The sequence below is a fragment of the Deltaproteobacteria bacterium genome (assembly GCA_020848905.1).
Taxonomy (GTDB): Bacteria; Myxococcota_A; Polyangia.
Window position 1 is genome coordinate 75,728 of record JADLHG010000020.1, and the last position, 22,236, is coordinate 97,963.

Consider the following 22,236-nt stretch of genomic DNA (forward strand, 5'->3'; position numbering starts at 1 on the left):
CGGGACCGACGCCGAGGTTCAGCGCGGTGGGGTTCCCTGCCGCTTGGCCAGGCGGCTCTGAAACGTCGTGCGGGCCAGGCCGAGGAGCTCGGCGGCGCGCACCCGATTGCCGGCCGCTCGACGCAGCGCCCAGGAGAGGAGCTCCTCCTCGAAGTCCGCGACGAGCTCCTGGAAGTCGAGTCGCTCGGCCTGGTCGAGGTGCAGAGAGAAGAGGCGCCTCTGCTCGGCTTCCGGGTCTCCTTCGTGGAGGTAGGAGGGTAAGGCCTCCGGCTCGATGGCGTCGTGAGCGCTGAGAACCACGGCCGACTCGATGGCCCGTCGGAGCTCGCGCACGTTGCCCGGCCAGGTGTGCCGCATCAGGAGCTCCGCTGCGGTAGGAGTCAGCCGCTTCGGCGTCCGGTGTTCGCTGGCGGCGCACACCTGCAGGAAGTGCGTGGCGAGGGGCAGCACGTCGTCGAGGCGATCTCGCAGCGGCGGCAGCCGGATCTCGAGCCCCGCGAGGCGGTAGTAGAGGTCGTCTCGGAAGCGATTGTGGCGCTGCTCGGCGGTGGTGAGAGGGAGCTTGGTCACGGCGACCACGCGCACGTCCACCGTGACCTCGGTCGCCCCTCCGACGCGGGTGAACGTCCCCTCCTGGAGCACGCGCAGGAGCTTGACCTGGATGTCGAGCGGCAGGTCGTCCACGTCGTCCAAGAAGAGCGTGCCGCCGTCCGCGCGCTCGAAGCAGCCGAGGCGCAGATTGACGGCGCCGGTGAAGGCCCCTTTCTCGTGGCCGAAGAGCTCGCTCTCCGAGAGCTCGCGCGGGATGGCGCCGCACGAGACCGCGACGAACGGCTGATGCGACCGCGGTCCCTCCTGATGGATCGCGCGCGCCACGACCTCCTTGCCGGTGCCCGTCTCGCCGACCACCAGCACCGGCGCGCTCGCCGCGTTCGAGAACCGCCCGGCCCAGTTCAACACCTTCGGCGTGCCGAAGGAGGACCTGCCGCCGAAGAACGATGGGGAGCTCGTCAACGCGACGTGGGGCGTGCAGGCGCCCTACGGCCAGGGCTCGAACCTCTACGCGCTGGTGGAGCCCAAGAAGGCGGCCAACGACCGGCTGGTCCCCGAGCTGGTCCTCGTCTCCTCCGCCTCGCCCGAGGCGTACACCTGGGTCGAGCTCCGCCTCCCGCCCGTCGGCACGAAGGTCGACGACCCGAGCAAGTACATCAGCTCGCAGCTCGGTCCACCGAGCGCGAAGCCCGATGCAGGCAGCACCACCGGCCCCGACTCCGGCGGCGCGGTTAGTCCGGACGCGGGCGCCGCAGCGACGGTGGATGCGAGCAGCCCGGCCCCGGGCAGCGGCGGCTCGGGAGGCTGCAGCGTGCCGGCGGCGCCGTCGATGCCGAGCTCCGAGCGGGCGTTCTTCGCCGCGCTCTGTCTCTCCGCCCTCGCGCTCGGTCGCGCCAGAAGGCGGCCTTCGCGCAGCGCCGTCGACGTGAACGCGCCGCGGGAGTAGGGTGCAGGGCATCGTCGGAGGGCGTGATGAGCTCTCTTCCCCACGACGGGGCCCGTCCCCGCTGGCGCCGCAGTCTCTACTCCCGCGCCGCGCTGTACCTGCTGCTCGGCAGCGCGAGCATCGTGGGAGCGGCGTTCGTGGTCTCCTCCCGCATGGTGGAGGACTCGATCGAGCGTCTGCTCACCGAGCGTGCGCACCACGCGCGGACCATCGGGGTGCTCCTCGAAGATCACCTGCGGCGCGACCTGGAACGGCTGGCGGCCGAGGTGGGCACGTTGCTCGAGGAGCAGCCGCTGCGCCGCGAGGCCCTGCGCCGCGCCCTCGAGAGGGAGTATCTCGGCACCACCTTTGGCGAGGGAGTCTTCCTGCTCGACCCGAAAGGAGGCCTGCTCGCCGCCGTCCCCGCGGCCGCCGAGCGCTCCTTGCCGGGGCCCGACGTGGCGCTGCTGGTTCAGCGGGCCCGCGCGCGGGGAGGGGCGGTAAATAGCCACCTCGTGCAGTCCTCGGCCTCCTCCGCGGCGGTGATCGTGATCGTGGTGCCGATCAAGGACCGCCGCGGGCGGCCGAGCGGCTTCCTCGGCGGGCTCCTGCAGCCGGCCAGCACGAACCTGCTCCAGGTCCTGGCCGGCGCCAGCGGCGACACGACCGGGCTCGATCTGGTGGACGACCGAGGGATTCATGTGGCCAGCACCGACCCGGCGCGGCTCTTCGAGACCGGCGACCACAAGCAGGTGCTCTCCGCGGCGCTGCGCGAGCGTCGGCTGATGCGCTCCCGCTGTCACAGCTGTCACCAGGAGGCCGGCTCGCGCGTCGAGCGGAACACGCAGGTGCTCGCCTTTGCGCCGCTGCCGACCCTCACCCTGGGAGTGGCGGTGCACCAGCCCGAGGCGGACGCGCTGCGCCCCGCGGTGACTCTCCGGCGGCGCCTGATGCTCGTGGGCGCGGCCTTCGTCTCGCTCTTCCTGCTCTTCGCCGGGCTCTCGGTGCGGGGGCTCGTGCGTCCCTTGACCCGCTTGACCCGCGCGGTGCGGCGCCTGCGCGGGAGCCTCGAGCCGGCCGCCTTGCCGCGGTTCGGCGACGACGAGGTGGGGGAGCTGGCCCAGGCCCTGGTGCTCTGGCACGGCCGCATGCGCGAGTCGCTGGCCGCCGCCGAGCACCACAAGCGTGCCCTGCGCGACGAGTTCGAGCGCACTCGGGTGCAGCTGGACGCGCTCGAGGAGATCGCGGCCCAGCTGATGGGCGGGCGCGGCCTGCAGGACCTGGCCGAGCAAGGCCTCGTGTCCATCCTGCGGGTCTTCGGCCTCGCCGCCGGCGCGCTGCGGGTCGCCTATCGCGAGCGGAGCTGGGTGGCCGCCCGGGCCTGGCCCGCGCAGAGGCCCGAGGAGGCGCTCGCGCGTGCGGAGAGCCTCCTCGCCGGGAGCTCCTCCTCGGGCACCGCGGCGCTGCGAATCCTCGACGCCGGCGAGCGCGAAGCCCTCGGCCTCTCGGGGCTCCGCTGGGGGGCCGTGGCGCGGCTCTCGACGCCGCAGGAGCTCGAGCTCGTGCTCGTCCTCGCGGACCCCGGGGAGGGCCCGCTCGTGGAGGAGCGCTGGCTCCGCTCGCTCCTCGACCAGGTGGCGATGGCGGCCTCGCATCGCCTGTTGCGGGACGCGGACGCGGCGCGCGGCCTCCAGCAACAGCAGTACCTGGACGGCGTGCTCCGGGCCCAGGAAGAGGAGCGGCGGCGGGTGGCGCGTGACCTCCACGACACCATCGCGCAGGACCTGGCCGCGCTGTGCCTCGAGGTGGAGCGCCTGGCGCGACGCCAGGCGGACGAGCAGCACCGCGCCCCCCTCGAGGCCCTCGAGGAGCGCCTGCGCGGCGTGCAGACGGGCGTGCGGAACATCATGCTCGGCCTGCGCCTCACGCTGCTCGAGACGATGGGCCTGGCCGGCACGCTGCAGTGGCACCTCGAGCGGCTGGAGCGCGAGCACGGCCTGCGCTGCGTCTTCTCCGTCGACGGGGACGAGGTCAAGCTCCCCTATCAGACGGCGGTGCTCCTCTTTCGCATCACCCAGGAGGCGGTGCAGAACACGGTCCAGCACGGGCACGCCCAGCACGCCTTCGTCAGCCTGCTCTTCGGCGAGGGCTTCGTGGAGGTCCTGGTCGAAGACGACGGGGATGGCTTCGACCCGCGCGCGCTGGAGCGGGAAGACCCTGCGCCCGATGGCCGGGGCCTCGGGCTGCTCGGGATCCGGGAGCGAGCCCGGCTCCTCGGTGGTACCTTCGAGCTCGTGAGTCAGGTCGGTGAAGGGACGAGCGTGCGGGTGCGGGTTCCCCTGACGGGCGAGAAAGAGAGCGCGACGCCGCGGTGAAGCCGAGCGGGATCACGACCGGACCGGTCCGTATCGTGCTGGTGGACGACCACACCGTCCTGCGCGTGGGACTGCGGGCCTTTCTCGAGGAGCAGAGCGATCCGCGGATCGAGGTGCTCGGTGAGGCGGCCAGTGGCGAGGCGGCGTTGGAGCTGGTCGTGCGGGTGGGCCCCGATCTGGTGCTGCTGGACCTCACGCTCGAGGGGATGGGTGGCCTCGAGGTCACGATGGAGCTGCGGCGGCGCGGGGTGCCGGTGCGCATCCTGGTGCTCTCGCAGTACGCGGAGGCGGTCTATCCACGACGGCTCCTCGAGGCCGGGGCGAATGGGTACGTCCTCAAGTCCGCCCGGGGGGAGGAGCTCCTGGCGGCCATTCGGGCCGTGATTGCGGGGGGCACCTATCTCGACCCCACCATCGCGGGGGGCCTGCTGGCGGGGCGCCGCGAGGAGCCGGAGAGTCTCTCGGACGAGGAGCGGCTGGCCCTGCTCACTCCGCGCGAGCGTCAGGTGCTCACGCTCGTGGCCGAGGGGTACGCCAACAAGGAGATCGCCACCGCGCTCGACGTGGCGGTGAAGACGGTGATGGCCCACCGCGCCAGCCTGATGGACAAGCTGCAGATCCACAATCGGTCGAAGCTGGTGCAGTTCGCCATCCGGCTGGGCGTGCTCCGGCTGCGCTGAGCAGCTCGCCCCGGGACCTCTCGCTCACCTCCCCGCGGGGCCTGGTGCGGTGCGCAGCCCCTCGAGGATGCGCGTCAGCTCCACCGGCTCGAGGCGTCCGACGAGGTAGAGCGTGAGACCTCGCGCGCTGGCGGTGGAGAGCGCGCGCCAGCCCGCGGGACAGCGGCCGCTCCGCCCTTCGCGCCAGCACGCGGCCAGCGGCGCGAGCGGAGCCGGCGGGGGCGCCTCCCCCGTGCCGAGCCAGAGCTGCGGTGGGTCTCCCGTCCGCTCGGCGAGGCCGAGCCACCATCCCGGCGTGGGCCACGTGCGATAGAAGATCTGTCCCGGGGGCCAGACGAGCGTCTCGGGCAGATACGGCGGCACCACCGGTTGCCCCGCCTCGGCGGGCAGGGCCTCGAGGCGGGCGATCGCCACCCAGCCCCGTGGCGGTCGCGGGCCGAGGACCAGGCGGTCCGTCGCGAGGAGCAGGGCGCCGAGCAGCAGGGTCCACAGCACGGCGCGGGGCAGCGGGCCGAGGTGCGCGCTCATGGCGCGGGGATCCGCGTGGGACCGACGCTCCAGAGCAGCGCGCCGAGAAGGACGGCCGCGACTGGAAGCAAGGTCCCGAGGCGTGCGGGCAGCGCCTGTGGCTCGAGGAGGCGCTCGACCCGCGCGCGCGTCGCGGCCACCCCTGCCCGACGGAGCACCTCTCCGCGGGCCCGCTCCAGCCAGCCGCTCCCCACCTCCGGCGGAGGACGGCCCTGGAGCTTGAGCAGCACGGCGGCCAGCGCCGCGGGTCGTCGGGTCAGCTCGGCGGCGGTCGCGTCGCACGCCGCCTCGCGCAGCTCCATGAGCTGACGGAAGAGGATCAGCGCGGCCGGGCTGGCGGCCTGCGGAACCCGGAGCAGCCAGAGCACGAGGGGCCAGAGATTCCCGCCGTGGAGCAGATGCGCGAGCTCGTGGGCCACCACGCCGTCGAGCTCCTCGTCGTCGAGGTGCGCGAGCAGGCCGCGAGAGACCAGCACCTCGGGCCGGAGGAAGCCGGAGAGCGCGGCCAGCGGGCGCGCCACCTCGAGGCAGCGGACGACGGGGCGGGGGCGGTCGCGGCGAGGGCGCTTCGTTCGAGCGAGCACGGCGCCCCACACGCGCTCGGCGGAGGCCTCGAGCCGCGAGTCGAGGACGCGGGGACCGACCAGAGCCCGCCGCCGACGCAGCGCCGGCAGGAGCTCCTGCAAAAGGAAGATCGCGGAGGTCCCGGCGAGGAGCAGGAGCAGTGAGGCGAAGAGCGGCCAGCCGGCCACGCCGAGCCGCTCTTGCCAGAGGTCCAGGCGCATCACGGCCCAGCGGTCGGGGACAGGCCACAGGCGCTGCGCGAGAAGGACGACGGGGGGCAGGCCCACGGCCAGCGTGAGGAGCCCCGCCGCGGTGCGCGGAGCGAGGGGAGCGCCCGAGCGGCGCAGCGCCACGACCCACGCGAGCGCGATCGTCCCGTGCAGGAGGTTGAGCAGCAGGAGAGTCAAGGCGGCGGGCAGGGTTGCCGTGCCTCCGCAGGAACCGGGTCCATCGTGCCAGAGGCCTGCCCCGCAATCAAAGGCCGCCGCCTAGGTACTTTTCCGGAGGCCGCTCGGCAGCCGTACCGATAGTGGGCTTCGGGCCCCCCGATCATGCTGGGGACAGATGCGTGGGCAATGGCGCCCCGCAGCCGCAGGAGGGCCCACCATGAGAGTCCACAACGTCGGTCAGAGCGTCCCGCAGGGCGTCTATCTCAGCCTCCGTCCCCTCGACGTGCAGCACGTGGGGGCCGACGGCGAGTCCCTCGAGGGTCCGGCGGGGGCGCGGTATCGTCGTCTCCCGACCCTCCTGCTCGCGGCCCTCAGCCCGCTCTTCGGCGCGGTCTTCGTGATGGCCTTCCCGTTCGTCGTGTTCGGGGCCATTGCCTGGGTCGCAGTGCGTAAGGTCACCTCTCTCGTCCGGCACGAGGCGCGCGAGCACGCCTACCTGGTGCGCCCGGGCTTCCAGCCGCAGGCCTCGTACCTGGACCACCCGGACAAGGAGCCCACGACGGGCGCCACCGACGAGGAGCTCGAGGACCTCGCGGACCGCGTGGACGCGCAGCGCCGTGACGAACAGAAACCGGGCGACCCGACCTGAAGCGGTGCCTCGGTTTGCGCGGGTCTTCAACGCTGAAGAGGAGCTCGTCATGAGGTACATCGATCGCCAGCGTCGCGCGCGCAGCCGGGCGAACGGTCGCCTGCGCTTCGGCCTCACCGTCCTCGTCCTCGGGCTGTCCGCGGGTCCGCTCGCGGCGGCTCCCGCGGAGCCGGTGGTCCGCGAGAAGCCCACCGTGCCGGCCCGCAAGGGCGTCACGGAGCCGTGCCTCGAGTGCCACGAAGGGGAGGGGGAGGAGGTCTCCTTCCCCGACGGGTCCAAGATCTCTACGGGCATTGACGTCGCCGCGTGGGGCCGCTCGGTGCACAGCCGCAAGCTCGGCTGCACCGACTGCCACCGCCAGCTCGGCGAGCACCCGCATCCGCAGCGCCGGGACGCGAGCGCCCGCGCCTATCGCCTGGCGCAGTCGCAGGGGTGCAAGCGCTGCCACTACGCCTACTACACGCGCGTTCTCGACGGGATTCACTACGCCGAGCTGAAGAAGGGGTCGGCCAAGGCTCCCTCCTGCGTGGACTGCCACGGCGCCCACGACACGCTGGACCCCCGGCGTCCGCGCCTGGCCATCAGCGAGCGGTGCGCGGGCTGCCACGCCAAGGTCGCGCGGGCCTACGGGCGCTCGGTGCACGGGCGCGCGCTCCGCGAGGGAAACCTGCAGGCCCAGCAGGACGTGCCGGTCTGCACCGACTGCCACGGGGCCCATGCCATCGCGGATCCCCGACGCGCCGAGTTCCGCCTCACCTCGCACCTGCTCTGCGCCGAGTGCCACAGCGACGAGAAGCGCATGAAGCGCTATCGCCTGAGCTCGGCGGTGACCACCACCTACCTCGACGACTTTCATGGGCGCTCGACGGCGCTCTACGCCAGGGGCGCGGGCGCGCCCACGCAGGCCATGGCCACCTGCATCGACTGCCACGGGGCGCACGACATCGCGCGCTTCGACCGCCAGGGGACGGCGAGCGCGGTGCGCGAGCGCGTGGTGGTGCTCTGTCGTCGGTGTCACAAGACCGCCACCCCCGCCTTCGCCGCGGCCTGGCTCTCGCACTATCCGCCGACCCTGGCCCGCGCGCCGCTCGTCTGGGGCGTGAAGTGGGGCTATCGCATCCTGATCCCGCTGATCATGAGCGCCCTGGTGCTGCACATCCTCCTGCACCTCTGGCGCGTTCGCAGTGGTCGATGAGAAGGGAGACTCCCATGCGTGCAGAGATCCTTCGCAAGACTCCCGCCGGGGAAACGCAGATCCAGCGCTTCTCTCCGCTCCGCCGCGCGGAGCACGTCCTCGTGACCGTGACCTTCGTGGTCCTGGTGGTGACGGGTTTCCCGCAGAAGCTCTACGGCGACGGTTCGGTCTGGCTGCTCGCGGCGATGGGCGGCCTCGATCACGTGCGCCTGATCCACCGCATCGCCGGGGTGGTGTTCTCGCTCCACGCCGCCGTGCACCTGCTGGCGATTCTGGTGGGGCTCGTCACCCGGCGGATGCGACCCTCCCTGCTCCCGGTGCCGCAGGACCTGCGGGACGCCTGGCGGAACCTCCTCTATTACCTCGGCGCGCGCCGTCGCCCGCCCGCGCTGCCCAAGTTCGACTACCGGCAGAAGTTCGAGTACATGGGGCTCCTCCTCGGCGGCCTGGTGATGATCTTCTCCGGCCTCGCGCTGATGTACCCGACCCTGGTGGCCAGCTGGCTGCCGGGACAGCTCATCCCCGCCGCGCGCGTGGCCCACTCCAACGAGGCGCTCCTGGCGCTCCTCGTGCTGGTGGTCTGGCACGTCTACGGGGCGCACCTCTCGCCGGACGTCTTCCCGCTCGACCGCAGCATCTTCACGGGCTACGTCTCGAAGGAGCACCTGCGCAAGCACCACGGGCGGGAGTACGAGCGCATCTTCGGGGAGCCGGCCGAGCCGGCCGCGATGCCCGCGACGACGGAGCCGGCCGCGACGCCCGCGACGCCCGAGCCGGCCGCGATGCCCGCGACGACCGAGCCGGCCGAGCCGGCCGCGACGCCCGCGACGGAGAGCTCACCCGCGCGCCGCTGACCTCTGTCGGAGGCCCTTCTTACCAGAGGCTGTCGTGGTCCTCGCAGAGGCCGAAGAGCTGCTCGATGGCCAGCGTCTCGCCGCGGAAACGCACCGTGCCGGTGAAGGCGCCGTAGGGCTGGTGGAAGACCGACCGGATGAGGCCGAGCTTCAGGCTCTGCTTGCGCTCCCCTTGCGGCCGGAAGGTGAGCTCCACGCTGCCGCAGCTCGTCTCGAGCTTCCACGGGGCGAGCACGTTCTTCTCGTTGAAGGAGAAGCGCGCGGCGCCGAGCGGCTCGACCTCTCCGTCGCACCAGACCGCGTTCTCGTTCCACCGCTCGTCGTCGGTGACCACGTTCTTGGTGAGGTTCAGCGCGAGGAGCCGGCCCCGCGCGTCGCGGCCGGCGAAGGTGGCCCAGCGCCAGAAGGTGTGGTGCGGGTAGTGCGCCTTGTGCACGTCCAGAATCGCGCACGAGGTCTCGGGGGAGGCGCGCAGCCGTTCGCCGCCGATCGAGAGCTCCCCTTCGAGCGGGAGCGCCACCTTGTGCGAGTACATGAAGCGGCCTTCGCCCAGCGGCAGGCACACCACGAGCGGGTTGATCTCGCCGAGCGTGTCGAGGCAGCGCAGCCGCCCCCGCACCTCGGGGCGCCCCTTGCCCCCGTCGATCTCGAGCCCGAGCTCGTGCTCCCCCTGCGCGAGGCGGCTCGCGAGTTCTACCTGATAGCCGCGACTGCGCACGTGTCCGGTGCTGAGCCAGAGATCTTCCGGAACGTGCAAATCGAGCAGGGGCCCGAGCCGCGCGTGCTCGGCCGAGCGATTGGTGCGACGGTCCACGACGAAGCACCAGCTCGTGCGGAGATAGCCCGTGTCCACCACGGCCAGCCCGACGAAGGCCTCGGGCAGGATCAGCGCGTAGTGGTGCCAGCTCTTGAGCCGCAGGCGGGCCAGCGGGTGCGGGAGCCGCAGCCCGCACACCGTGGGCTGCGCCGCCTCGAGGTTGGCCGAGCCGACGGGGGCCGAAAAGACGCCGGCGACGACCTTCCCCGAGGGATCGACGAGGCACGAGGGGACAGCGCTTATCTGGGCGGGCATCTCGAACCTCCGCGACGGGTCACGAACGTAGCACGAGGAATGCTAGACTGGCTCCTCACCATCGAGGGTGAAAGGGAGCGAGCGATGCGGATGCGAAGCTGGATCACGGGCGTTGCGCTGTGCGGTTTCGGGCTGACCACGGGGGCCTCGGCCTCTGCCGACGAGGGGGCGCCAAAGTCCGCGAGCCCGACGGAGCTCAAGGATGTAGCCAAGAAGGCTTCCCCCGAGGACAAGAGCCCGGCCAAGAAGACGCCGGCCAAGAAGAAGAAGCCGAACTCGAAGGGCATCAGCACCGAACCGGTGCCGTAGCTGCCGCCGGAGAGGCCGCGGGCCCCTTGGGCCCAGCCGAGCGCAAGGGGCTGGCTACAGTGGTCGGGCGCGCTGGGGGCTGCTCGGGCCTGGCCCGCGCCAGGGCCGCCGGCTTCGTGGGGCGGAGCCTTTGATTCCGGTCGATTACGTGCCTGCCGTGACGCGGAGAAAGAGCACGCTTGTTGCATGACCCGGGGTGATTGACCCCCGGAAGCGTCGGATGAAGAAGGCATCGCTGGTCATCGCCGTGTGTGGCGCCGTGTGCACCGCCGCTGCGCTGCCGGGCGAGGCCCGTGCGGATGGGTTCCGCCGCTTCATCGCGGGCGGCCTCGAAGCGTTGCTCGGCTTCCGCCCGCGCGCCGGCGGCTCGGCGAGCGCAGCGCCGAGCGTCCAGCCGAGCGAGCTGAAGAACACCTACTACCTGCTTCGGCACGGCGAGAGCACTGGCAACGTGAAGGGCGTCATCTCGTGCGGCCTGCCCGCGCTCTTCGGGCATGGCCTCACGGCGCTGGGCCTGACCCAGGCCCAGGTGGCCGGCGAGCGGTCTCCGCTGCCCGAGGACACCCTCATCATTTCTTCCCCGCTCAAGCGTGCGCGCCAGACGGCGAAGCTCTTTCGCCGCGCCGCCGGCATCAGCGGCGCGGTGGCGCTCGACTGGAACTTGAGGGAGCGGGGCTTCGGCACGCTGAACGGATCGCTCTACGCGGACTACGACCGGGTGCGCGAGGCAGACGTGCTGAGGCAGCAGCAGGGCGTCATCGGGCCGAACGACGAGCCCTCGCTGGAGGCGCGCGGCGTCGAGTCGTTCGCCAGCGTTCAAGGACGCACGGCGGGTCTCATCGCGGACCTCGAGCGCAGGTATCAGGGGCGCACCATCTTGCTCGTGGCCCACGACAACACCGCGAAGGCCCTGTTTACCCTCCTTCCTGCCGCGCACGCGCTCAGCCATCGCGCCCTCAAGATCTCCAACGGACAGATCTATCCGCTCAGCGAGGCTTCGCTGCGCCAGGTCATGAAGGGGAATTGAGCGCGGCGCGGGCTACTTGCGCAGGATGAGCTTGAGCAGGGCGTCGATCACGCGGCCATACGGCGGGTGAAAGACGCGGCTCGCGTTGATGCGCGCCTGGTCGAAGACGGGCTTGGCCTTGGAGAAGTTCTGGAAGCCGAAGAAGCCGTGGTAGGCACCCATGCCGCTCGCGCCGACGCCGCCGAAGGGGAGCGTGGACTGCAGCGCGTGCATCATGGTCGAGTTCACGCACGCGCCGCCCGAGATGGTGCTCCCGAGCACGCGCTCGGCCGTGGCCTTCTCCTTGGTGAAGACGTAGAGCGCGAGCGGCCTCGCCCGGGCGTTCACGTAGGCCAGGGCGTCGTCCAGGCGCACGTAGGGGACGAGGGGCAGGATCGGCCCGAAGAGCTCCTCCTGCAGGACGGTCATCTCGTCGGTCGCGCGGAGCACGGCCACCGGCGGCAGCTTGCGCGTGCGACGGACCTGCGCCTCGTCGAGCGGCGAGAGCGGGACCACCTCGGCCCCCTTGCCGCGCGCGTCGGCGAGGTGCGCGAGCAGGCGGCCGAGGTGCTGCTCGTTGACCGCGCTCGTGTAGTCCGGGTTCTCGTAGATCGACGGGTAGCAGCGCTGGACCACCTTGCGCGCGAGCTCGAGGAAGCGGACCTCTTGCCCCTCGGGCAGGAGCACGTAGTCGGGCGCGATGCAGACCTGGCCGCCGTTGAAGAGCTTGCCCACCAGGATGTCGGTCACCGTGGCCTCGGTCAGGCGGTCGGCGCAGACGATGGCCGGCGACTTGCCTCCGAGCTCGAGCGTCACGGGGGTCAGGTTGTCCGCGGCCGCTCGCATGACCTTCTTGCCGATGCGCGTGCCCCCCGTGAAGAGCAGGTGATCGAAGGGGAGCGCGGCGAAGGACTCGGCCACCTGCGGGCCGCCCGTGACCACCGCGACCTCGTCGGAGCGGAAGGCCTGCTCCACCATGCGGCGCACGAGCTCCGAGCAGGCCGGCGTGAGCTCCGAGGGCTTGATGAGCGCCCGGTTGCCGGCGGCGAGGATGTCCACGAGCGGCCCGAAGGTCAGGTCGAAGGGGAAGTTCCACGGCGCGAGGATCCCCACCACGCCGAGCGGCTGGTACATGATCCGGTTCTGCGCCAGGCCGAAGAGCAGGCGGTCCACCGGCTGCGCCTGCGGCGTGACCCATTCCTTCAGGTGCGACAGCGTGTGCCGCGCCTTGAGCAAGACGGGCAAGACGTCGCCCACCATCGTGACCTGACGCGGTCGGCAGCCGAAGTCCGTCGCCGCGGCGTCGCACATCGCCTGCTGGTGGTCCGCCACCACGGCGAGCACCGCCTCGACCCGCTCCTTGCGCGTCTTGTACGAGGGCGTCATGTCCCCCTGGTAGCCGCGCCGCAGCGTGTCGTAGGTCGCCCACAGGCGATCCACGTGACCCGTGCTGTCGATCGTTCCCCCTCGGAAGTCCGTCGTCACCCCAGCCATCTCACACCCTCCCGTCTTGCGGTTGTGCGGAACGCTCGCCGTCTGGCGCCCGCTTTCGGCGCGCAGCCTAGCGCAATCGAACGGAGCGAGATAGGAGGCGGCGGGGAGGCCTTTGGATCCTGGCAGTTGCGGGAGCGGCGAAGGCTTACCCGTCCCCGTTCAGGCCATCGATGAGCTGTTTGTGCGTCTTGTAGAGCCGGCTGTTGTACGAGCGCAGCGTCGAGGCGATGGCCGCCTTCACGTCGGCGCTCGTGGCGCCGCTCTGCAGGAGCGCGACGAGCTGCGGCTCGGCGTTGCGATCCCCCGACCGGATGAGCATGCGCGCGGCAGTGGCCACCACCTGCGTGTCCTTGTCCCCGAGCGCGGTGACGAGGAGCGGCCGGAGCGAGGCGTCGGGCTGATAGCCGAGGTTGTTGAGCATGGTCTTGCGCTCGCCGGAGTCGGCCGTGCGGTAGCGGTCGGTGATCGCCTCCAGCGCCTGCTTGCCGCCGATGCGGGCCAGGGCGCGCGTGGCCTCGTCGACGCTCTCCTTGTCGTTCAGCGCCTGGCTGAGCGCGCCGACGGCCTTCGGGGTGCCGAGCTGCCCGAGCGCCGTGAGCGCAGCCGACTTCTGCCCGCCGCGCCCCGCCGCCGCGTCGAGGAGCGTGCGCTCGGCGTCGGCCCCGCCCACCTGGCCGAGCTGCTTGAGCGCCGCGAGCGAGACCTCCTTGTCCGGGTGCTGCGCCGCCTTGAGCAGAAGGTCCGCGTGTTCCGCGCCGCCGAGGGCCGAGACGACACGTTCGCGGGCGGCGGCCGGCGCCGTCCGGTCGTCGAGCATCCCGGCGAGGTGCCGCCTCGTCTCGGGGTCCTTCATCTGCGCCAGGGCCCAGGTCGCGCTGTAGTGGTCCTGCGAATCCGGATCCTTCAGCAGGTCGAGGAGCGCGGTGCGCGCCTCGGGACCACCGAGCCGGCCGAGGGCGTGGATCGCCGATCCCCGGCTGGCCTGCGGACCGGTCTTCAGCAGATCCACGAGCGTGGGGACGGCTTCCTTGCCCCCGAGCTTGGCCAGCGCGTCCACGGCGGTGTGGGTCAGGCGGTAGTCCCCGGACTGCGCGGCCTTGAGGAAGAGCTCCTTCGAGGCCGGGTCTCCGAGGCTGGCGAGCTCGCGCAGCGCCGCGCTCTTGAGCTGGCTGCTGCCGTCGCGGTACGCCTGCTCGAGGAGCGGGAGCGCGCTCTTGCCCTGGCGCGAGGCGAGCTCGTGCAGCGCGCTCGAGCTCACGCGCGGGCCGCCGCTGGTAACGAGCTCGCGCAGCGTCCCGTCCACGTCGGCGCCGCGGAGCTGCGACAGCGCGTGGAGGGCGGCCACCTGGGTCTCCGCCGCGCCGCTCTTGGCGGCGGACAGGAGCGCCGCGCGCGCCCCGGGGTCCTTCATCTCGGCCAGCGCGGAGGCCACGCCGTAGGCGTTCTTTCCGGTGCGCAAGAGCTCGATCAAGGTCTGCCGCGCCTCGGGCGAGCCGTTGCGGCCGAGCGCGCGGATCGCCTCCCCCTGTCCCTCCTCGGGCCCTTCCTTGGCGGCCTTGATCAGCGCCTGCTGCGCGAGCGGCCCGTCGCTCTCGCCGAGCGCGGAGAGCGCCGCGCGGGCGAGCTCGGGGTCGCGGCTCCCGCTGAAGCTCGCGAGGAGCATCTGCACTTCGTCGCCGCCGTACTGGCCGAGCGCCTCGAGCGCGGCGGGACGCAGGCTCGCCTCCCCCTCCTGTACGAGGCGCACGAGCGCGGTCTTGGCCTCGGGACTGCCGTGGCTGCCGAGCGCGGCGACGGCCCGCTCTCGCACCTTGCGTTCGGGGTCGGCTGCGAGCTGCGCCAGCACGGTCAGGGCGCTGGGCGCACCCGATTCGCCGAGAGCTCCGACGGCGCTCAGCCGCGCGGACTCCTCGCGGTCCTGGGCCAGCTTGACGAGCGTCTCCACCGCACGCTCCCCGCCGAGCGCCCCGAGCGCGTCGAGCACCTGCGCGCGCCCGGACCGCTGCTCCTCGCTCTCGAGCAGCTCGAGGAGCTTCCCCTCGGCATCGGGGCTCCCCGTCTGCCCTAGCGCGCGGATCGCTCGCTGGGCCAGGTGCCGCCGCGTCCCCTGCGCGATCTCCGCCAGCTCCGCCACCGCCTCGCGCGTGCCGAGCCGCCCGAGCTCCTGGATCGCGTTCAGCCGGACGCGGTCGTTCGCGGCGCTGCGGTAGAGCTCGATCACCGCGGCGGTGGCCTTCGGGCTCCCGCTCCGTCCGAGCTTGTGCAGCATCCGCACGCGTTCGGCGTACCCCGCCGACGAGAGCTGCTCCTTCAGCTCGGCCACCGCGCCGTCGCGGTCCAGGTCGAGCGGCTCCCGCGCGCTCGAGGGGCGCCGCAGCCAGGACCACCCGGTCGCCGCCACGAGCAGGGCGCACGCGCCGAGGAGCCACCGACTTCGCCTGCGGACACGCGCCAGCTCCTGCATCGGTTCCTCCTCTTTCGAGCGGGCCGCGGGGGGGCGGCCGACGCCTCTTCCTACGTCCTGGGACAGCCGCCTCTTGCGCGCGGTTCCCAACCTTCTTGCGAACCTTAGGGCCCGGCCCGGAACAACCTGCTCATTGTGGCGGCCGATCCATCGCGACCAGCGTCGTTGCTCGTCGGTTGCTTACCGACGGGTAGGCGCACTCCTCGCGCCTCGCTGGCCGCGCGCCTCGACCACCACAACCCGATCATCTTGTTCCGCGCCGGGCCCTTAGGCGCGGCCCGCTCCTCCTCGGTCCGCGCCGCGCCCCATGGCGGCGGAAGTAGGATCTCTCCGCAGAAGGTGCGCAAGCCGCGGAGGCGCCGCCCGCTTGAGCTACAAGTACGCAACATAAAAGGAGGAATGAACGTTGACCCGGGCCCGGGCACCCTCTAGGATCTATTGATTTCAAGATCGTTGGCGTATTAGCGGGGAGTATCTTCGATGCGAAGACGTACCGGCTTGGCGCTGCTCGCCCTCGTGTGCGGCGCGGCACCCTCTATGGTCTCTGCTCAGGTGAAGCCGAAGATCATGATCATCTTCGACACCTCGGGCAGCATGACCACCGACGCGAACGGCGACCAGATCGACAAGGACGGTTCGCCCCTCTGCGCCGGCGTGGGGACCGACACCCGCATCTTCCAGCTCAAGACGGCGCTCTTCGAGGTGCTGCAGGGGATGGGGACCAAGGAGGTGGACTTCGCCCTCTCCACCTATCCCCAGCTCATGGACCCGACGATCAACGCGACCTGCATGCGCGGGCACTACTACCAGACCGCGGGGATGGCCTCGGAGATCGACTCGGACCGCCGCGGGTGCAAGGTCACGGGTCACACGCCCACCGACGCCGCCCAGCAGACGGCCAACTGCGGGGACGCGTCAAACCCCTGCTCCCCCTGGTACCAGTCCTACAAGAACGAGATCCTCCGCGTCCCCTTCGGCCAGCCGATCGAACAGATCATGTGGAACTTCGATCAGCAGGAGGACACGGACCGCCTCGCGCCGCTCGACAACCCCGAGGTGCGGGTCTCCGGGTGGACGCCGCTCGGCAAGAGCCTCTTCTACGCGCACGGCTACTTCCACCGCGAGGTGGCCCTGCCGGCCGGCGACTACCGCAAGAAGTGCGAGCGGCTGGTCGTGGCCTTCTTCACCGACGGGGAGGAGACCTGCAATTACACGCAGTCGAACACCTACTTCCCGACCAAGTGGGCCACGAACCTCTACAACAACCTGAAGGTCGTAACGCACGTCGTGGCGATCGACGTGGCGAGCCAGGCGATCCAGGACATCGCGAGCGCGGGACACGGGACCTACGTGGTCGCCAAGGGGGACAGCACGGCCCTCAAGCAGGCCTTCCTCAACATCATCGCGCAGTCGCTGCCGCCGACGGAGGTCTGTAACGGGATAGACGACGACTGCGACAACCTGGTGGACGAGGACTTCCCGCTCAAGGGCAAGCCCTGCTCGAACGGCAAGCTCGGCGCGTGCAACCGGGGCGGGGTCTACGTCTGCAAGGCCGACGGGACGGGGGTGACCTGCAACGCGCCGGACGCGACGGGGACCACCGAGATCTGCAACGGCGTGGACGACAACTGCAACGGGCAGATCGACGAGGGCTTCCCCGCGGCGTGCGCTCCCTGCCAGGCCCAGGCCGAGATCTGCAACGGCAAGGATGACGACTGCGACGGCCAGATCGACGAGGACATCCCGTCGGGGCCCTGCGGCGCGCCGGTCGGGGTGTGCAAGCCGGGGGTCACCAAGTGCGTCAACGGCCAGCTCGTCTGCGAGGGCGGAACCGGCGGCAGCGCCGAGATCTGCGACGGCAAGGACAACGACTGCGACGGCACGGTGGATGGCATGAGCGAGCTCTGCTACCCGTTCCCGCAGGGGTGCGACACCAAGACGGGGGCCTGCAAGGGCAAGTGCCGGATGGGCGCGCGGAACTGCGCGGCCGGGGCCTGGAGCACGTGCGCGGGCGCGGTGGGCCCGGACAAGGAGATCTGCGACGGCGTGGACAACGACTGCGACGGCGAGACCGACGAGCAGGCGGAATGTCCCGGTGGCTCGCAGTGCATCAACGGGCAGTGCAGCAAGCCCTGCGGCCTGGCCGAGTTCAGCTGTCCGAAGGGGCAGCTCTGCAAGAACGGCTGGTGCATCCTCGACACCTGCAACCCGGGCGAGTGCAACGCCAAGGGCTGGCTCTGCAAGGCCGGCGATTGCATCGATCCCTGCGCCGGGATGCAGTGCGAGGCGAACGAGAAGTGCGTGCGCGGCGTGTGCGAGGACCAGACCTGCTACAACCCGGCCAAGGCCTGCGAGGCCGGCAAGAAGTGCATCGGGGGCCAGTGCGTGGCGGATGCCTGCGCGACCGTGAAGTGCGGCGCCGACGAGTTCTGCAGCAAGGGGAGCTGCGTGAAGCTCTGCGAGACGCTGGTGTGCAAGAGCGGCGAGACCTGCCAGGTCGTGGACGAGGCGGGCAAGCCGGTCACGCGGTGCGTGGCCGACCCCTGCGCGACGGTAGCCTGCGGGGCGGGGGCGGTCTGTCAGGCCGGCCAGTGCATCTCGGATCCCTGTCTGCCGGTGAAGTGCCCGAAGGGGCAGGTCTGCTCGGGCGGCACCTGCGGGGCGGACCCGTGCGAACAGGTCTCCTGCGCGGCGGGCTACTCCTGCGAGCTCGGCCGGTGCTTGAGCCTCGCGCTGAGCGGGCGGGACATCCTGGCCACGGGTGCGGGCGGCTGCGCCTGCTCGACCACGGGCGACGCCGGAGAGGGCTTCGCGAGTCTGCTCCTCCTCGGCGTGCTCCTCGGGCTGCACGGGCGGCGGCGCGCGCGACGCGTCCGGTCCCGCTGAGCGGCGCACTCTTGACGATCGGCTCCAAATTGACCGGCCCCTTCGGACCTCCTACGATGACGACTCACGCAATCGATCGGGGCGTCGGAAGGCTTGCCGGGAGGGAGGCGCATGCGTCGTAGTGCGATCGCGGGGGCGGTTTTCGCCGTGGCGTGGGTCGGCGTGGCCTCCGCGCAGGTGAAGCCGAAGATCATGATCCTCTTCGACACCTCGGGCAGCATGCTGCGCACCGAGGTGGCGGGGGTGGAGAGCGGGCCCTGCGTCATGCCCGGCATGACCTGCGGAGCCGGGCTCGTCTGCTTCGGCAACGCCTTCTACAACGTCTGCCTCCGTTCGGGGGTCAACCTGGGCAGCGACGGCTCGCCGCTCTGCAGCAGCCGCGCCCAGACCACGCGCCTCTATCAGCTGAAGAGCGCCCTCTTCGACGCGCTCCAGGGGATGGGGCAGAAGGAGGTCGATTTCGCGCTGGCCACCTTCCCGCAGCTCGTGAGCGCGACGCGCACGCCGCGCTGCCCCTCCGAGTGCAACGTGGGCGACCCCGGGGGACCCTGCGCCGGGCACTACTACACCGACGCGAGCACGATGTCCGAGCGCCACCCGCAAAGCGACGGGCGCTTCGCCTGCAAGATCTCCACGCACAGTCCGCTCTTGGCGACGCAGCAGACCGCGAACTGCGGCGACCCGTCGAACCTGTGCGCGCCGTGGTACTCGCAGTACAAGACCGAGGTCCTCAAGGTCCCGTTCGGTTCTGCCCCCGAGGACGTGATGTGGTACTTCGACCAGCAGGAGGACGCCGACGCGCTCGCTCCGCTCGTGAATCCGGAGGTGCGCGCCTTCTTCTCGGCCTTCACGCCGCTCGGCAAGAGCCTCTTTTACGCCCACGGCTACTTCCACAAGGAGGTGGCGCTGCCGGCCGCGGACTACCGCAAGAAGTGCGAGCGCCTGGTCATCGCCTTTCTCACCGACGGGGGCGAGACCTGCAACGAGACGTCCACCGACCCGTTCTACGCGCCGACCTGGGCCGGGAACCTCTACAACAACCTGAAGGTGGTGACCCACACCATCGGCGTGGACGTGAACGTGCAGATGCTCGCGGACATCGCCTCGGCCGGCAAGGGCACCTACGTGACGGTCAGCGGCAGCTCCGACTCGGTGAAGCGGGCCTTCCTCGACATCGTGGCGCGGTCGCTGCCGCCGTCGGAGACCTGTAACGGCCAGGACGACGACTGCGACAACCAGGTGGACGAGGACTTCCCGCTCAAGGGCAAGCCCTGCTCGAACGGCAAATACGGGCTCTGCGCGCGCGGCGGCGTCTACGTCTGCAAGACGGACGGGACGGGGGTCACCTGCAACGCCCCCGACGCGACGGGCACGACGGAGGTCTGCAACGCGATCGACGACGACTGCAACGGGCTGGTGGACGACAACATCCCGGGCGGGTGCACGACCTGCCAGCCGCAGCCCGAGATCTGCAACGGCAAGGACGACGACTGCGACGGCAAGATCGACGAGGAGCTGGTCTCGTCGCCCTGCGGGGCGGCCGTGGGCGTGTGCAAGCCGGGGACAACGAAGTGCGTGAACGGCACGCTGCTCTGCGACGGCGGGACGCTCGGCAGCCCCGAGATCTGCGACGGCCTCGACAACGACTGCGACGGCACCGTGGATGGGATGAGCGAGCTCTGCTACCCCTTCGGCGCCGGGTGCGACGTGAAGAGCGGGGCGTGCAAGGGGCGCTGCCGCATCGGTCAGCGGAGCTGCGCTGCCGGGCAGTGGGGAGCCTGCGGCGGCGCGGTGGGCCCGGACAAGGAGATCTGCGACGGCGTGGACAACGACTGCGACGGCGAGACCGACGAGCAGGCGGAGTGCCCCGGCGGCTCGCAGTGCATCAACGGGCAGTGCAGCAAGCCCTGCGGCCTCTCCGAGTTCAGCTGCCCGAAGGGGCAGATCTGCAAGAACGGCTGGTGCGTGCTCGATACGTGCGACGCGGCGGAGTGCGGCGCGAAGGGCTTTGTCTGCAAGGCGGGCGAGTGCATCGACCCCTGCTCCGGCATGCAGTGCGAAGCGCACGAGAAGTGCGTGCGCGGCGTCTGCGAGGACCAGACCTGCTACAACCCGGCCAAGGCCTGCGAAGCGGGCAAGAAGTGCGTGGCCGGTCAGTGCGTGGCCAACGCGTGCGCGGGGGTGACCTGCGCGGCGAGCGAGTTCTGCAGCAAGGGGAGCTGCGTGAAGCTCTGCGAGACGCTCTTCTGCAAGAGCGGCGAAAGCTGCCAGGTGGTAGAGGAGGGCGGCGTCTCGGCGACGAGGTGTGTTGCCGACCCGTGCGCCACGGTGGCGTGCGGCGCGGGCTCGGTCTGCAAGGACGGGCAGTGCATCACCGCCCCCTGCCTGCCCGTGCAGTGCGCCAAGGGTCAGGTGTGCCGCGGCGGGACCTGCGGCGAGGACCCCTGCGAGCAGGTGGCCTGCGGGGCGGGGTACTCCTGCGAGCTCGGGCGGTGCGTGAGTCAGGCGCTCGGCGGCCGGGACATCCTGGCCACCGGTGCGGGCGGGTGCGCTTGCTCGACCGAGGGGGAGGCGGGAGGCGGCGTGGCGGGGAGCCTGTGGCTTCTCGGGGCGCTCCTCGGGCTGCACGGGCTCGGGCGGCGGCGCAGGGCGCCTCGCTCGGGGGCGGCGGGCGTGCGATAGGACGTAACGTGACCTTCGTTAGCATGGAGATTCGGACGATGAGACCTCGGCTCTTGCTCGCTCTGGTGCTCGGCCTCGCAGCCTGCAGCCAGGACCCCTACAAGCTCCGCGAGTACGGTGACGGCGGGTCGGGCACCGGCGACGGAGGGTGGCAAGACGCGATCGTCCACGCCGACGCGCGCAAGCCCGACTCGACGCCGGACGTGCGGCCCTTTCAGGACATGACCTTCGACGCGTGCCGGGTGCAGACGGAGGTCTGCAACAACGCGGACGACAACTGCGACGGGCAGATCGACGAGGGCCTCGACAAGCTCGGGGACGTTCGGTACTGCGACGGCTGCAAGGGCTGCAAGGACCTCCTCGCCAAGAACGCGTTTCCGGCCTGCCAGGCGGGCAAGTGCACCATCGGGAGCTGCCAGGCGGGCTGGATCGACTTCGACAAGGACGCCTCGAACGGGTGCGAGTTCAAGTGCACGCCCACCGGCGTCGAGATCTGCGACGGCGTCGACAACGACTGCAACCAGAAGATCGACGACAACGTGAAGGCGCCGACGGGGATCTGCAAGAACCTCGGCCCGTGCGCGGGGGCGGCGGCGACCTGCAAGGGCAAGGACGGCTGGCAGTGCCAGTACGGCGGGGCCGTCGAGCTCCAGCCTTGCACCACCGACCCGCAGTGCGGCGCGGGCAACAAGTGCGTGGGCGGCTTCTGCCCGAACGTGGTCATCGCCGATGAGAAGCGGTGCGACGGCGTGGACGGGGATTGCGACGGGCTGGCCGACGATCCGTGGACCAATCAGTCGTTGCCCACGGCGATTGGCAAGGAGTGCGACGTGGACAACCCACCGAAGAAGGGCATCTGCCGCAGCGTGGGCGAGTTCGCGTGCGACGCGTCGGGGACCAAGACCTCGTGCAAGCTCAAGACGGCGGGGCGGAGCCCGGGGGCGGAGCTCTGCAACGGGCTCGACGACGACTGCAACGGCACGGTGGACGACAACGTGACCGACGAGCAGTGGGTGCCGGTCGCGGGGACGCCGGCCTTCCAGATCTTCAAGTACGAGGCGAGCCGCCCGGATGCGACCGCGGGGGCGGCGGGGATCGACTCGAACGGCCGGCCCTGCTCGGTGGCGAAGCGCCTCCCCTGGGGGAGCGTGACCAAGGAGGACGCCCTCGCGGCCTGCCGGCGCGTCGGGGCGCGGCTCTGCACGAAGGCCGAGTGGGAGTCGGCGTGCAAGGGGTTCTTGAACGCGAAGTTCCCCTACGGGGACGCGTTCCAGCCCAATACCTGCAACGGCCGCGCGTACGACTCGAACCCCGGGACGCCGGCGAACGACGACGAGGCGCTGGTCACGGATCAGCCCACGGCCTGCGTGAGCACGGTGGCCGGGGGCCAGGTGCTGAACCTGAGCGGCAACCTGAAGGAGTGGATCGCCACCAGCTACAGCGGGCAGACGCCGGCGGGCTACGCGATCAAGGGCGGGGCCTACGACACGCCGAGCATCGCGGACCACGGCGACGGGCTCTCCTGCACCTACGACCTGCCGGCTCCGGGGGCGACGCTCCAGCTCCCCACCCTCGGTTTCCGCTGCTGCAAGTAGTGGTCTTCCTGCGCCGC

General features: G+C 71.2%; 17 protein-coding genes. 11 read left to right on the forward strand and 6 right to left on the reverse strand.

All coding sequences use genetic code 11. From position 1 onward, the window contains the following. Positions 1-18: 18 nt before the first annotated feature. Positions 19-915, reverse strand: coding sequence for a sigma-54-dependent Fis family transcriptional regulator (locus IT371_09770; protein ID MCC6747934.1), 897 nt, complete (start codon positions 913-915; stop codon positions 19-21). Between IT371_09770 and IT371_09775 the strand changes: the two genes are divergently transcribed. Genes IT371_09775 through IT371_09785 form a run of 3 tightly spaced genes read left to right on the forward strand, consistent with a single transcriptional unit; the run spans position 890 to position 4,532 of the window. Further along, positions 890-1,498, forward strand: a complete 609-nt coding sequence (locus IT371_09775; protein ID MCC6747935.1) for a hypothetical protein — start codon at positions 890-892, stop codon at positions 1,496-1,498. The two genes, IT371_09770 and IT371_09775, sit on opposite strands and share 26 nt — an antisense overlap. A gap of 26 nt (positions 1,499-1,524) precedes the next feature. Further along, positions 1,525-3,852, forward strand: a complete 2,328-nt coding sequence (locus IT371_09780; protein MCC6747936.1) for a HAMP domain-containing protein — start codon at positions 1,525-1,527, stop codon at positions 3,850-3,852. 11 nt (positions 3,853-3,863) lie between these two features. After that, on the forward strand, positions 3,864-4,532 hold the full coding sequence (locus tag IT371_09785; GenBank protein ID MCC6747937.1) for a response regulator transcription factor: 669 nt from the start codon (positions 3,864-3,866) through the stop codon (positions 4,530-4,532). Positions 4,533-4,556: 24 nt separating this feature from the next. Here the strand turns inward: IT371_09785 and IT371_09790 are convergent, their stop codons facing one another. Both IT371_09790 and IT371_09795 read right to left on the reverse strand, forming a co-directional pair. Beyond that, on the reverse strand, positions 4,557-5,060 hold the full coding sequence (locus IT371_09790) for a hypothetical protein (protein ID MCC6747938.1): 504 nt from the start codon (positions 5,058-5,060) through the stop codon (positions 4,557-4,559). Continuing rightward, positions 5,057-6,031 carry a M48 family metalloprotease gene (locus IT371_09795; protein MCC6747939.1) on the reverse strand — a complete coding sequence of 325 codons (975 nt, stop codon included), beginning with the start codon at positions 6,029-6,031 and terminating at the stop codon, positions 5,057-5,059. Before IT371_09795 ends, IT371_09790 begins: the two co-directional genes overlap by 4 nt. Positions 6,032-6,230: 199 nt before the next feature. Between IT371_09795 and IT371_09800 the strand changes: the two genes are divergently transcribed. The 3 genes from IT371_09800 to IT371_09810 are packed head-to-tail and all read left to right on the forward strand — an operon-like array spanning position 6,231 to position 8,711. Further along, positions 6,231-6,662: a hypothetical protein gene (locus IT371_09800; GenBank protein MCC6747940.1), complete on the forward strand. Its 432-nt coding sequence runs from the start codon at positions 6,231-6,233 to the stop codon at positions 6,660-6,662. A 49-nt stretch (positions 6,663-6,711) separates the two neighbouring features. Beyond that, a complete protein-coding gene (locus tag IT371_09805) occupies positions 6,712-7,857 on the forward strand; it encodes a cytochrome c3 family protein (protein ID MCC6747941.1) in 1,146 nt (381 codons plus the stop codon). Between the two features lie 14 nt (positions 7,858-7,871). Next, positions 7,872-8,711 (forward strand): cytochrome b/b6 domain-containing protein, encoded by an 840-nt coding sequence (locus tag IT371_09810; protein MCC6747942.1) that lies wholly within the window; start codon positions 7,872-7,874, stop codon positions 8,709-8,711. A 19-nt stretch (positions 8,712-8,730) separates the two neighbouring features. Here the strand turns inward: IT371_09810 and IT371_09815 are convergent, their stop codons facing one another. Further along, positions 8,731-9,783 (reverse strand): DUF2804 domain-containing protein, encoded by a 1,053-nt coding sequence (locus IT371_09815; GenBank protein ID MCC6747943.1) that lies wholly within the window; start codon positions 9,781-9,783, stop codon positions 8,731-8,733. Positions 9,784-9,867: 84 nt separating this feature from the next. On the opposite strand from IT371_09815, the gene IT371_09820 reads away from it, so the two are divergent. Continuing rightward, positions 9,868-10,092: a hypothetical protein gene (locus IT371_09820; GenBank protein ID MCC6747944.1), complete on the forward strand. Its 225-nt coding sequence runs from the start codon at positions 9,868-9,870 to the stop codon at positions 10,090-10,092. 220 nt (positions 10,093-10,312) lie between these two features. Beyond that, complete coding sequence (locus tag IT371_09825; GenBank protein MCC6747945.1) at positions 10,313-11,119, forward strand: histidine phosphatase family protein; 807 nt, start codon at positions 10,313-10,315, stop codon at positions 11,117-11,119. A gap of 12 nt (positions 11,120-11,131) precedes the next feature. Here the strand turns inward: IT371_09825 and IT371_09830 are convergent, their stop codons facing one another. Both IT371_09830 and IT371_09835 read right to left on the reverse strand, forming a co-directional pair. After that, positions 11,132-12,592 carry a coniferyl aldehyde dehydrogenase gene (locus IT371_09830; GenBank protein MCC6747946.1) on the reverse strand — a complete coding sequence of 487 codons (1,461 nt, stop codon included), beginning with the start codon at positions 12,590-12,592 and terminating at the stop codon, positions 11,132-11,134. A gap of 145 nt (positions 12,593-12,737) precedes the next feature. Continuing rightward, a complete protein-coding gene (locus IT371_09835; protein MCC6747947.1) occupies positions 12,738-15,056 on the reverse strand; it encodes a HEAT repeat domain-containing protein in 2,319 nt (772 codons plus the stop codon). Between the two features lie 480 nt (positions 15,057-15,536). Here IT371_09835 and IT371_09840 point away from each other — a divergent pair, with 480 nt between their 5' ends. The 3 genes from IT371_09840 (at position 15,537) to IT371_09850 (ending at position 22,219) form a co-directional block, all read left to right on the forward strand. Beyond that, on the forward strand, positions 15,537-17,942 hold the full coding sequence (locus tag IT371_09840; protein ID MCC6747948.1) for a hypothetical protein: 2,406 nt from the start codon (positions 15,537-15,539) through the stop codon (positions 17,940-17,942). Between the two features lie 111 nt (positions 17,943-18,053). Beyond that, complete coding sequence (locus tag IT371_09845; protein ID MCC6747949.1) at positions 18,054-20,624, forward strand: hypothetical protein; 2,571 nt, start codon at positions 18,054-18,056, stop codon at positions 20,622-20,624. 38 nt (positions 20,625-20,662) lie between these two features. Further along, complete coding sequence (locus IT371_09850) at positions 20,663-22,219, forward strand: SUMF1/EgtB/PvdO family nonheme iron enzyme (GenBank protein MCC6747950.1); 1,557 nt, start codon at positions 20,663-20,665, stop codon at positions 22,217-22,219. Positions 22,220-22,236 lie beyond the last annotated feature (17 nt).